Origin of the sequence: Streptomyces novaecaesareae (assembly GCF_000716875.1) — a bacterium.
GTDB classification, from domain to species: Bacteria; Actinomycetota; Actinomycetes; order Streptomycetales; family Streptomycetaceae; genus Kitasatospora; species Kitasatospora novaecaesareae.
On sequence record NZ_JNWQ01000061.1, the window covers coordinates 1 to 10,847 of the forward strand.

10 protein-coding genes are annotated in these 10,847 nt (G+C 73.0%); 6 read left to right on the forward strand and 4 right to left on the reverse strand.

Features of this window, described 5'->3' with window-relative positions; all coding sequences use genetic code 11:
* Positions 1–67 precede the first annotated feature (67 nt).
* From OP86_RS33020 to OP86_RS22325, 3 genes are all read right to left on the reverse strand, one after another.
* On the reverse strand, positions 68–463 hold the full coding sequence (locus tag OP86_RS33020; protein WP_199815235.1) for a DUF6928 family protein: 396 nt from the start codon (positions 461–463) through the stop codon (positions 68–70).
* Positions 464–571: 108 nt separating this feature from the next.
* A complete protein-coding gene (locus tag OP86_RS33775; protein ID WP_051830416.1) occupies positions 572–1,006 on the reverse strand; it encodes a hypothetical protein in 435 nt (144 codons plus the stop codon).
* A 157-nt stretch (positions 1,007–1,163) separates the two neighbouring features.
* The gene (locus OP86_RS22325; RefSeq protein ID WP_051830417.1) at positions 1,164–3,053 is read right to left on the reverse strand and encodes an ATP-binding cassette domain-containing protein; all 1,890 of its coding nucleotides are present in this window, start codon (positions 3,051–3,053) and stop codon (positions 1,164–1,166) included.
* 355 nt (positions 3,054–3,408) lie between these two features.
* On the opposite strand from OP86_RS22325, the gene OP86_RS22330 reads away from it, so the two are divergent.
* From OP86_RS22330 to OP86_RS22340, 3 genes are all read left to right on the forward strand, one after another.
* Positions 3,409–3,918: a hypothetical protein gene (locus OP86_RS22330; RefSeq protein WP_051830418.1), complete on the forward strand. Its 510-nt coding sequence runs from the start codon at positions 3,409–3,411 to the stop codon at positions 3,916–3,918.
* A gap of 72 nt (positions 3,919–3,990) precedes the next feature.
* Positions 3,991–5,229 (forward strand): sensor histidine kinase, encoded by a 1,239-nt coding sequence (locus OP86_RS22335; protein ID WP_418952647.1) that lies wholly within the window; start codon positions 3,991–3,993, stop codon positions 5,227–5,229.
* Complete coding sequence (locus OP86_RS22340; RefSeq protein ID WP_030060260.1) at positions 5,229–5,918, forward strand: response regulator transcription factor; 690 nt, start codon at positions 5,229–5,231, stop codon at positions 5,916–5,918. Before OP86_RS22335 ends, OP86_RS22340 begins: the two co-directional genes overlap by 1 nt.
* 94 nt (positions 5,919–6,012) lie before the next feature.
* Here the strand turns inward: OP86_RS22340 and katG are convergent, their stop codons facing one another.
* Positions 6,013–8,229, reverse strand: a complete 2,217-nt coding sequence (katG, locus tag OP86_RS22345; RefSeq protein ID WP_030260269.1) for a catalase/peroxidase HPI — start codon at positions 8,227–8,229, stop codon at positions 6,013–6,015.
* Positions 8,230–8,508: 279 nt separating this feature from the next.
* On the opposite strand from katG, the gene OP86_RS22350 reads away from it, so the two are divergent.
* The 3 genes from OP86_RS22350 to OP86_RS22360 all read left to right on the forward strand — a co-directional run bounded on the left by OP86_RS22350 (position 8,509) and on the right by OP86_RS22360 (position 10,817).
* On the forward strand, positions 8,509–8,922 hold the full coding sequence (locus OP86_RS22350; protein ID WP_030060263.1) for a Fur family transcriptional regulator: 414 nt from the start codon (positions 8,509–8,511) through the stop codon (positions 8,920–8,922).
* A gap of 154 nt (positions 8,923–9,076) precedes the next feature.
* Positions 9,077–9,556, forward strand: a complete 480-nt coding sequence (locus OP86_RS22355; protein ID WP_030060264.1) for an RrF2 family transcriptional regulator — start codon at positions 9,077–9,079, stop codon at positions 9,554–9,556.
* A 76-nt stretch (positions 9,557–9,632) separates the two neighbouring features.
* On the forward strand, positions 9,633–10,817 hold the full coding sequence (locus OP86_RS22360; RefSeq protein ID WP_030060265.1) for an MFS transporter: 1,185 nt from the start codon (positions 9,633–9,635) through the stop codon (positions 10,815–10,817).
* The last annotated feature ends 30 nt before the right edge of the window (positions 10,818–10,847 follow it).

Genomic DNA, 10,847 nt, shown 5'->3' on the forward strand with positions numbered 1-10,847 from the left:
CGCTTGCTCATGTTGCTCTTGCCACTCACTACCTGGACTGCTTCCTCCGGGACCATCCGTCCCAGTATCAGGCTGTCCAGCTCAGTGGGGGAACTTCAATGAGACGCCCGTCCTCCCACACGCCGAATGCCAGCCAGCCGACCACGCTGTGCATGGCGTGCAGAACCATCCGCCGGCCTGCGCTTGCCGCCACAAGCTCATCCGGGAGCTGGGACGGGAGATCGATCATCACACGTCGATCGCAGACCAGCTCCACTCCCGGCCAACTCCCCGCATAAGCCCGGCCGTCCGGAGGGTAAACCCCGTCCCACAAGTTCAAGCCGGCGGCCTCTTCGATTGCCCAGCCCGGGTACAGGCGCCGCACCATGGCGATCGTCTGCTCCAGGTCCGCCGGACCGACCTGCTTCAACAGGCGTGGCACCTCTCCGTCGGCATACACGAGCAGACCAGTCTTGGCTCCCAAAGATCCTCCCCACAGCGAAAGCCCACATTCCGGTCGCACCCTACTCACCAGCGCCGACAAAGAGGGCCAACAGACGCGGGTACTCCAACGACTTCGCCGTCTCGCGCCTCAGCTGTAAAGGTGGCGATTGACCAGGGGATCGTTCGCCAGGACGTAGTCCACCACGGCCCAGAAGTCGCGCAGCTGCGGATGCACGAGGCCCGCCGCCCGGTCGAGCTTGCGGCCGAAGAGCGGCCCATCCGGGTAGATCGTTCCCGCATCTACGAGGGTGGCAGCAGGCTCAGTCTGCCCCAGGACCGGGCCGACGCGGCAGCCGAAGGAAACATGATCAGTCATGGCCTCGGCACCTTGGCCCCACGTACCGAAGACCACATCGATCCAAGCGTCGTGATCCCGGTCGCGGTGGTGGTAGCAGTTGGCGTAGTACAGCGCGTAAGGCGCACCGTCAGCGTGGACCATGTTCCAGGATCGTTCGATGGGTGCCTCGCAACACTCGCAGGTGAACGTACGGGTCTGCCTGTCCGGGCCGAAGGTGAGCAACATGGGCGCCAACCTCTCACAGCCCTTGATCGACCTTTCCGGCAGGGTGCCGGAGCGAGGGTGCCCCGGTCCGTTCCCCCTCGCACAAACTCACCCGATCCGGCGATAGCACTACACCTGTTGCGATGGATAAGCTCGAGCGCACTGGCGCTGAGCTGCATCAACCTGAGCATCCCGCTACCGCGACAGGCCGAACCCCCAGAGAAGCCGCGTTGGCGATGTTGTGGGTGACCAGGAGGGTGATGCGCCCCGGCGCGAGGGCGCGCAGGGCGTGCAGGATGCGGTGCTCGGCGCGCGGGTCGAGGTCGGAGGTCGGCTCGTCCAGGATCAGCAGGCCCGGGCAGCGCGCCGTGCGGTACAGCGCCCGGGCGACGGCCGCGCGCTGCCAGCCGCCGCCGGAGAGTTCGGCGCCGCCCCACCAGCCCTGGGCGAGCAGGGTGCGCCAGCCGGAGCGCAGCCGGTCCACGATCTCGTCGAAGCCGGTCCGGGCGGCCGCCCGCTCGACGTCGGCCATCACCTGGTCGGTGAGGTGGCCCAGGTGGATGTTCTCGGCGGCGCCGAGCGGCCAGCGGGCGAACTCCTGCGGCACCCGGGCGACCCGGGACCACATGCCCTCGGCGTCCAGTTCCTCCACTGGCACGCCGTCCCAGGTGATCCGGCCGGTCTGCGGCAGGTAGAGGCCGGAGAGCAGCTTGAGCAGGGTCGACTTGCCGCTGCCGTTCTGCCCGATCACGGCCACCACCTCCCCCTCCCGCAGGGTCATGCTGACCCCGCGCAGGGCCGGCTCCTGCTGCTCGCCGGGGTAGGCGTGGCCCAGGTCGGTCACCTCGACCAGCCGCGGGGCGGCGGGCACCCGGTGGCCGCGGCTGATCCGGTGGCCGCCGGCCTCGTCGAGGAAGGTGAAGTAGTCGTCCAGGTACAGGCCCATCCGGTACAGCCGGGCGCCGTTGCCGACCAGGCCCTGCAGGCCGGAGGAGGCGGTGCGCAGCGCGAAGGTGGCGGTGCCGGCCGCGGCGAGGTCGATCCGGCCGCTCGCCACCAGGTAGAGCAGGGTGCCCCAGATCAGGGCGCTGCCGGCGCCGGTGCCGAGCGCGGCCAGCAGCGACACCTTCGCCGCCTCCCGGGTCGCCCGGTCGGTGGCGGCCACGATCTTGGCCTCGGCGCGGCGGTACTTGGCCATCAGGAAGGGCGTGACCTGGTCCGAACGGACCTGGTCGGCACGGGTCTTGTCGATCAGGAACCACCGGTACACGCGCAGCGCCCCGCGGTCCTCGTTGGTGGTCACCGCCGCGAGGTAGTGGATCCGGGCGGTGCGGACGGCGGCCACCGCGGTCGGCACCGAGCCGAGCAGCAGCAGCGGCACCAGCCAGGGGTGCAGCGTCGCCAGCACGCCCGCGGCGGCGGCCAGCGAGACGGTGGAGGCGATCACGTCCTGGGCGTTGGAGAGCAGGTCGGGCGTGGTCGAGGCGCCCCGGTCGGCGGCCTCCCACTGCTCGTTGTACGCGGGCTCGTCGTACGCCTTCAGCTCGGCGGCGCAGCCGGCGGCGATCAGCGCCAGCTCCGCCTCCCTGGTGATCCGCGGCGACACCCGCCCGGACAGGCTCACCACGGCGATGCCCAGCACGGCGCGCAGGGCGGCCGAGACGGTGAGCAGGAGCAGCGAGGGCGCGGCGGTGCGCAGGTGGCCGGTCACCGGGCCGGGGACGAGCAGCGCGTTCAGCGTGCCGGTGGTGGCGTACAGCGCGAGCGCCCCGAACACGCCCGCCAGCGCCTGGCAGACCAGCAGCAGCGCGGTGGACGTCCGGTCCGCCGCCCAGGCCAGCGTCATCGCCCGGCGCACCAGGTGCGGCAGGCGGCGCAGCATGGCGCCCGCCGACATCGACGCGCCGGCCTGGGCGCGGCGGTCGCCGGGGAAGCGCAGGCGCAGCTCCTCGTCGTGCTCCGCGCTGTCGTGCTCGGCGCTGTCCTGCTCGGCGCTGTCGTGCTCCGTGCCGTGGTGCTCCTCCACGGCGGTCTCGGGTTTCTCGGGCTTCGCGATCTGCTCGGACACAGTGCTCCCTGTTCCCTGGTGGTGCGGCCGACGGCCGCGGCGGATCCGTACGCGGGCAGCCCTCGTCGCCGGGTGGGCGTGGTGGGTCGGCAGGGGTGCCGGTGGGCACTCTGCGAGGGGCGGTCTGCCGGTGCGGACCCCGATCCTGGCAGCGGTCCGCGGGGGTGTCCGGCGTGTCCCGGCGGGTCTCACTCGATCCGGGCGATTCCGTGTCGGGGACGGCGAGTTGGTGGCGGTCGATCATCGGGGAGGTCCTCGATGTTCGATTCCGACGCCTCGCTCCTGTGGCAGCGCCCTGCACCCAGGGTCACGATGGAAACCCGGCCACCGCCGGCCCCGGCCCGATCGGAGTGCGATGAGCGAGCAGCACAACGTCGTCCTGCTGACCTTCCCGGACGCCGCCGGCTGGCGCCCGGCCTTCGACGAGGCGCAGCACCTGCCCGGCCTGCGGGTGGCGGCCGCGCTGGAGCGCAGCACCGACGGCCTGCTGGAGGTCAGGGACACCTTCACCCGGGGCGCGGGCGTGGCCACCGTCGGCTCGGGGCTGCTGGGCGGGCTGGTGGGGCTGCTCGGCGGGCCGGTCGGCGTGCTGCTGGGCTTCGCGGCGGGTGCGGCGCTCGGCAACGCGGCGGAGGAGCGCCTGGCATCGGAGGCCGGTGCCGGGCTGATCGTGCTCTCCACCCGGGTGCCGGACGGCGGCGCGCTGATCGTCCTGGAGGTGCGGGAGGCCTCGCCCGGCCCGGCCGACGAGCTGGCCGCCCGGCACGCGGCAACGGTCGAGCGGATCGACGCGCACGCCTTCACCGAGCAGGTCCGGGCGGCGGAGGAGAAGGCCGAGCACGCCAAGGACCCCGAGGAGTCCTGACCCCCGGCCGCCGGACCCCGACCACCGTCCACCGGACTGTGCCGGAGCGCGGCCGACCGCCAGAATGTCCCGGTGATCAACCACCCGACGGTGCAACGGTTGCGCGCGGCGGTCCGACCGCCCGACGGCCCGGGCGCCGCGCCACCGCCCCGGCCGACCCGGCGCGGCCAGGCCTTCGACGTCGCCCTGGCCCTCTCCCTCGCCCTCACCTCCGGCCGCTACGCCGCCATCGCGGACCACCCCGCCGGGACGTCCCCGTCCTGGCTGTTGTTACTGGTGCCGCTCGTGCCGCTGCCGCTGGTGCTGCGCCGCCGCTTCCCGCTGGCGGTGCTGTGGGCGGTGCTGCCGGCCGCGCTGCTGGTCCGGCACCAGTCGCAGGACATCGCGTACTCGGCGGGCGTCGCCGTGATCGTCGCCGCCTACAGCGCCGCCGCGTACGGGCGCCGCCCGGCCTCCCTCCTGCTGGGCCTGCCGGCCGCGACCGCCGCGCTGGTGGCGCTGTTCGCCGAGGCCAAGCTGCCGCACTTCCCCAACGGCGTGATCGCCGTACTCGTCCTGGTGCCGGTGTTCGCGGTCGCCTACGAGCTGCGGATGTGGCGCCGCCGGGTGGAGGAGGGGCGTGCGCGGCTGTCCGCCCTGGAGCGCGCGCAGCTGGCCGCGCTGCAGCGCGCGGTGGAGCTCGAACGGGCCCGGATCGCCCGGGAGTTGCACGACGTGGTGACGCACAACGTGAGCATGATGACGATCCAGGCCGGGGCCGCCCGCAAGATCCTGGACACCGCCCCGGACCGGGCCCGCGAGGCGATGGCCGCGGTGGAGTCCGGCGGGCGCGCGGCGATGACCGAACTGCGGCACGTGATGGGCCTGTTGACGATCGACTCGGGGAGCGGAGACGACCCGGCCGCGGACGCCGACCTCAGCCCCCAGCCGGGCCTGGGCCGCCTGGACGCGCTGGTGGAGGGCGTGCGGCGGGCCGGGCTGCCGGTGGAGCTGACCGTCCGCGGCGAGCACCGCGCCGTGCCGCCCGGGGTCGAACTGGCCGCCTACCGGGTCGTCCAGGAGGCCCTCACCAACACCGTCAAGCACGCGGGCGGCGCCGCTGCCGCCGTCACCGTCGAGTACGCCCCCGACCGGCTGAAAGTGGACGTCACCGACACCGGCGGCCGCCCCACCGGCGCCGCCGCCACCGGCAACGGACGCGGCCTGCTGGGCCTGCGCGAACGCCTGGCCGTCTACGGCGGCACCCTGCACACCGGCCCCCGGCCGCGCGGCGGCTACCGCGTCACGGCCCTGATACCGCTGGAGAGTTGATGGAAGCGCTGCCCTTGCGTGTGGTGGTCGCCGACGACCAGGCCCTGGTCCGCACCGGGTTCCGGCTGATCCTGGAGTCGGAGGGGATCGAGGTGGTCGCCGAGGCGGAGGACGGCGAGCAGGCCGTCTCCGCCGTCCGCCGGTGCCGGCCGGACGTCGTCCTGATGGACATCCGGATGCCCGGGCTGGACGGGCTGGAGGCCACCCGCCGGATCCTCGCCGACCCCGGGGAGGAACCGCCGCGGATCATCATGCTGACCACCTTCGACCTCGACCACTACGTCTACGCGGCGGTGGCCGCCGGGGCGAGCGGCTTCCTGCTCAAGGACGTCACCCCGGAGCACCTGGCGGCGGCCGTCCGGCTGGTCCGCACCGGGGACGCGCTGCTCGCCCCCGCGATCACCCGCCGCCTGGTCGAGCGCTTCGCGCGTCCGCAGGCCCGGGAAACCGCCACCCCGCACCGGGAGTTGGGCACGCTCACCCCGCGCGAACTGGAGGTGATGGCGCTGCTCGCCCGCGGCCTCAGCAACGCCGAGCTCGCCGCCCGGCTGCAGCTGTCCGAGGCGACGGTGAAGACGCACGTGGCCCGGATCCTCGGCAAGCTGGGCCTGCGGGACCGGGCCCAGGTGGTGGTCGCGGCGTACGAGACGGGGCTGGTCAGCGTGGGCGCCGCGCCCGAGGCGCCGTAAACGCCCGAGGTGCCGTAACGGCGCGCGGGAGCCCGGGGGTCGAAACCCCCAGGCTCCCGCCCTCACCGGCTCGCGAGGATCGGACCAGGTCGAATCAGACCAGGTCGAAGCGGTCCGCGTTCATGACCTTGGTCCAGGCCGCGACGAAGTCCGTCACGAACTTCTCCTTGGCGTCGTCGCTCGCGTACACCTCGGCGACGGCCCGCAGTTCGGCGTTCGAGCCGAAGACCAGGTCGGCCCGGGTGCCGGTCCAGGTGACCTTGCCGGAGGCGTCCCGCGCCTCGAAGGTGTGCGAGTCCTCCGAGGTGGGCGCCCAACGGGTGTCCAGGTCCAGCAGGTTGACGAAGAAGTCGTTCGTCAGCACGCCGGGGGTCGAGGTGAGCACGCCATGCGCGGACCCGCCGTGGTTGGCGCCGAGCACGCGCAGGCCGCCGACCAGGACGGTCAGCTCGGGGGCGCTCAGGCCCAGCAGGTTCGCCTTGTCGAGCAGCAGGTACTCGGCGGGCAGCCGGTTGCCCTTGCCGACCCAGTTGCGGAAGCCGTCGGCCTTCGGCTCCAGCGCGGCGAAGGACTCGGTGTCGGTCTGCTCCTGCGACGCGTCCACCCGCCCGGGCGCGAACGGCACCTCGACGGCGAGGCCGGCCGCCTTGGCCGCCTGCTCGACGCCGACGCCGCCGGCCAGCACCACCAGGTCGGCCAGCGAGACCTGCTTGCCGTCGGCCTGCGCGTTGAAGTCGTTCCGCACGCCCTCCAGGGTGCGCAGCACCGAGGCCAGCCGGTCGGGCTCGTTGACCTCCCAGCCGATCTGCGGCTGCAGCCGGATCCGGGCGCCGTTGGCGCCGCCGCGCTTGTCGCTGGAGCGGAAGGAGGAGGCCGCCGCCCAGGCGGTGGAGACCAGTTCGGTCACCGACAGGCCGGTGGCGTTGATCCGCCGCTTGAGGTCGGCGACGTCGGCCGCCTCGACCTGCCGGTACGAGGCCTGCGGCAGCGGGTCCTGCCAGAGCAGGTGCTCGCCCGGGACCTCGGGGCCGAGGTAGCGGACGACCGGGCCCATGTCGCGGTGGGTCAGCTTGTACCAGGCGCGGGCGAAGGCGTCCGCGAACTGGTCCGGGTTCTCCAGGAAGCGCCGGGAGATCGGCTCGTAGACCGGGTCGAGGCGCAGCGACAGGTCGGTGGTCAGCATGATCGGGACGTGCCGCTTGCTCGGGTCGTGGGCGTCCGGGACGGTGCCCTCGCCGGCGCCGTCCTTCGGCTTCCACTGGTGGGCGCCGGCCGGGCTCTTGGTGAGCTCCCACTCGTAGCCGAACAGGGTCTCGAAGAAGCTGTTGTCCCAGGTGATCGGGGTGGGCGTCCAGGCGCCCTCCAGGCCGCTGGTGATCGCGTCGGCGCCGACGCCGGTGCCGAGGGTGCTCTTCCAGCCGAGGCCCTGCTGCTCGATCGGGGCGGCCTCCGGGTCCGCGCCGACGTTGTCGGCCGGGCCGGCGCCGTGGGTCTTGCCGAAGGTGTGGCCGCCGGCGATCAGCGCGACGGTCTCCTCGTCGTTCATCGCCATCCGGTAGAAGGTCTCGCGGATGTCGCGGGCGGCGGCGATCGGGTCCGGGTTGCCGTTGGGGCCCTCGGGGTTGACGTAGATGAGGCCCATCTGGACGGCGGCCAGCGGGTTCTCCAGCTCGCGGTCGCCGGTGTAGCGCTCGTCGCCCAGCCAGGTGGTCTCCGGGCCCCAGTAGACGTCCTCGTCCGGCTCCCACTCGTCGACCCGGCCGCCGCCGAACCCGAAGGTGCGGAAGCCCATGCCCTCCAGGGCGACGTTGCCGGTCAGGATGATCAGGTCGGCCCAGGACAGGCTGCGACCGTACTTCTTCTTCACCGGCCACAGCAGGCGGCGGGCCTTGTCCAGGCTGGCGTTGTCGGGCCAGCTGTTCAGCGGGGCGAAGCGCTGCTGGCCGCCGCCGGCGCCGCCGCGGCCGTCGCTGATCCGGTAGGTGCCGGCGCTGTGCCAGGCCATCCGGATCATGAACGGGCCGTAGTTGCCGTAGTCGGCCGGCCACCAGTCCTGGGAGCTGGTGAGGACCTCCTGGATGTCCCGCTTGACGGCGGGGAGGTCGAGCGCGTTGAAGGCCGCCGCGTAGTCGAAGTCCGCTCCGAGCGGATTGGCCACGGCGGGGTTCTTGGCAAGGATCTTCAGGTTGAGCCGTTCCGGCCACCACTGGCGGTTCCCGCCGCCCTGGGTGGGGTGCGGCGCACGCCCGTGGTTCACCGGGCAGCCCTCCGCCTTCGCCTCTACGCCGGTTGCATCGTGGATGTCAGACATGGGAATCCTTCCCTCACAAGGCGGATCACGGTGTCTTCTCTAGCTACCTTCGGCACCTGCTGGTGCTGTCTGGAGCCGCGTGCCACGTGTTGCTGCTGCGTCCTACAGCAACGGGAGCCACGTGCTGCTGCTACCCAGGCTAGCGCCGGAGCCGATCCTACGATGGACGCAATCCAAGTCAAGAAAGACACCAAACCCATATCCGATCGGGATCCGGATGCCACAGGATGTGTATTGGTAAACTCCGGTCCTCCCCTTGACCTGAATAGGTGAACCGATATGAGTGACCTGCTGGAGCGGCTGCGCGGGCGCGGCTGGCGCCTCACGTCCCAGCGGCGTGTCGTGGCCGAGGTCCTGGACGGCGAGCACGTGCACCTGACCGCCGACGAGGTGCACGCCCGGGCGGCCGCACGCCTCCCGGAGATCTCCCGGGCGACGGTCTACAACACCCTCGGCGAGCTGGTCACCCTCGGCGAGGTCATCGAGGTCGCCACCGACGGGCGCGCGAAGCGCTACGACCCCAACGCGCACCGCCCGCACCAGCACCTGGTCTGCACCGGCTGCGGCGCCATCCGGGACGTCCACCCCCTCGGCAACCCGCTCGCCGACCTCCCGGCGGAGCAGCGCTTCGGGTTCACCGTCTCGCAGGCCGAGGTCACCTACCGGGGGCTCTGCCCGGACTGCACGGGCTGACCGGTCGCGGCCCGGCCGTTCCGGGCCGATCGGTCACGGCCTGACTGTTCCGGGCCGATCGGTCACGGCCTGACTGTTCCGGGCCGAGCAGCCCGGCGGCCGCAGGTCCGGTTCTCGCTTCCCCCGCGAAACCAGGACGTGTAGTGTCCCGGTTATGCGCATGGGCGAGGGAGTCGAGTGGGGCCTGCACTGCTGCCTCACACTGGCGTGGCTCGGGGACGAGCAGCCGGTGCCGACAGGACGGCTGGCCGCCTGGTTCGACCTCCCGCCCGCCTACCTGACCAAGCGCCTCCAGGCACTCGTCCGGGCCGGCATCCTCGGCTCCACGCCGGGCGCCCGCGGCGGATTCCGGCTGGGCCGCCCACCGGAGTCGATCACCCTGATGGACGTGGTCGCCGCCATCGAGGGCACCGACGACCTCTTCCGCTGCACCGAGATCCGGCAGCGCACGGAAGGGGCTGCCGCCGCCGGGGACGACTTCCGGCGGCCCTGCGGCGTGTCGACGGCGATGCGCAGGGCCGAACTCGCCTGGCGGCGTGAACTCGCCGGGCAGACGGTGGCCGACCTGATGGCCGCGGCGCCCGCCGGTGCGGCCGAGCGCACCCGCCGGCACTACGCGCGACTGACGGGCTGAGCCCTCCCCCCTTGACTTTCTGCGGACTGCTTTCGCGGCCCCGCACACCACGTGTCGACCTGTGAGGTGAACCTGGATGTCCGATGTCCTGATTTCGAAGGCCCCGCCCCGCACCACCGGCGGGCTGTCCGCCACCCTCGTCCTGGCCCTGGGCACCTTCGCCGTCGGAACGGACGCCTGCGTGGTGGCCGGCTTCCTGCCCTCCATGGCCGAGGACCTGCACGTCTCGCCCGCCACGGCGGGCCAGTCGGTCACCGTCTTCGCCGCCGCCTACGCCGTCCTGTCCCCGCTCCTGGCGACCCTGCTGGCGCGCCTGCCCCGACGCACCCTGCTCATCGCGGCGCTCACCGCACTCGGCCTGGCCAACCTCGGCTCGGCACTCGCCCCGACCACCGCCGCCCTGCTCGCCACCCGCGTCCTCGCCGCAGCCGGCGCCGCCGCCTACACGCCCAACGCGGGAGCCGTCAGCGCCGCCCTCGTCCGCCCCGAACTGCGGGCCCGCGCCCTCGCGGTGGTGATCGGCGGACTGACCGTCGCCACCGCGATCGGCGTGCCGCTCGGGAACGCCGCCGAGCACTGGTTCGGCTGGCGCACCGCCCTGGGGCTGGTCGCCGGGCTGTGCCTGGTGGTGGCCGCCGTGCTGCGCGCCGTCATGCCGCGGCTGCCGGGGAACGCCCGGGTGCCGCTGCGCACCAGGCTCGCCGTCCTGCGGCGACCGGCCGTGCTCACCGTCCTGCCGCTCACCGTCCTGGGCATGGGCGCGAGTTACACGGCGTACGCGTACAGCGTGCCGGTGCTGGAGGCCGTCGGGGTGTCCGGCGGCTCGGTGCTCTGGATGCTCCTCCTGTACGGCGCCGGGGCGGTGGTCGGCAACCTCGCCGCGGGGTGGGCCACCGACCGCTGGGGCTCCGTCACGGTCCTGACCGTCGGGTACGGCACCATGACGGCCGCGCTCGGCCTGCTGGCCTGGCTGGCCGCAGCCGGGGCCTCGGCGGTGCCGCCGGTCGGACTGCTGGTGCTGCTCTGGGGCGCCGCCAGCTGGTGCCAGACGCCGCCGCAGCAGCACCGGCTGATCGGGCTCGCGCCGCAGGAGGCGCCCCTGCTCGTCTCGCTCAACTCCTCGGCCATCTACGCCGGGATCGGGCTCGGGACGGTGCTCGGCGGCGCCACCCTCGCATCCGGTGCGGCCGTGGTGTACGGGCTCGGCGCGGGCCTCGCGGCGGCGGCGCTGCTGTTCCTGCGCTGCAGCGCCCGCTCCTGATGGATCGTCACATGGCGCCGCAGGGCCCGT

Excerpts from the sequence above, each read along its gene's own strand:
- OP86_RS22340 (WP_030060260.1), top strand. The coding sequence starts at position 5,229 with ATGGAAGCGCTGCCCTTGCGTGTGGTGGTCGCCGACGACCAGGCCCTG.
- OP86_RS22360 (WP_030060265.1), top strand. The coding sequence starts at position 9,633 with ATGTCCGATGTCCTGATTTCGAAGGCCCCGCCCCGCACCACCGGCGGG.
- katG (WP_030260269.1), bottom strand. The coding sequence starts at position 8,229 with ATGTCTGACATCCACGATGCAACCGGCGTAGAGGCGAAGGCGGAGGGC.
- OP86_RS22355 (WP_030060264.1), top strand. The coding sequence starts at position 9,077 with ATGCGCATGGGCGAGGGAGTCGAGTGGGGCCTGCACTGCTGCCTCACA.
- OP86_RS22350 (WP_030060263.1), top strand. The coding sequence starts at position 8,509 with ATGAGTGACCTGCTGGAGCGGCTGCGCGGGCGCGGCTGGCGCCTCACG.
- OP86_RS22330 (WP_051830418.1), top strand. The coding sequence starts at position 3,409 with ATGAGCGAGCAGCACAACGTCGTCCTGCTGACCTTCCCGGACGCCGCC.
- OP86_RS33775 (WP_051830416.1), bottom strand. The coding sequence starts at position 1,006 with ATGTTGCTCACCTTCGGCCCGGACAGGCAGACCCGTACGTTCACCTGC.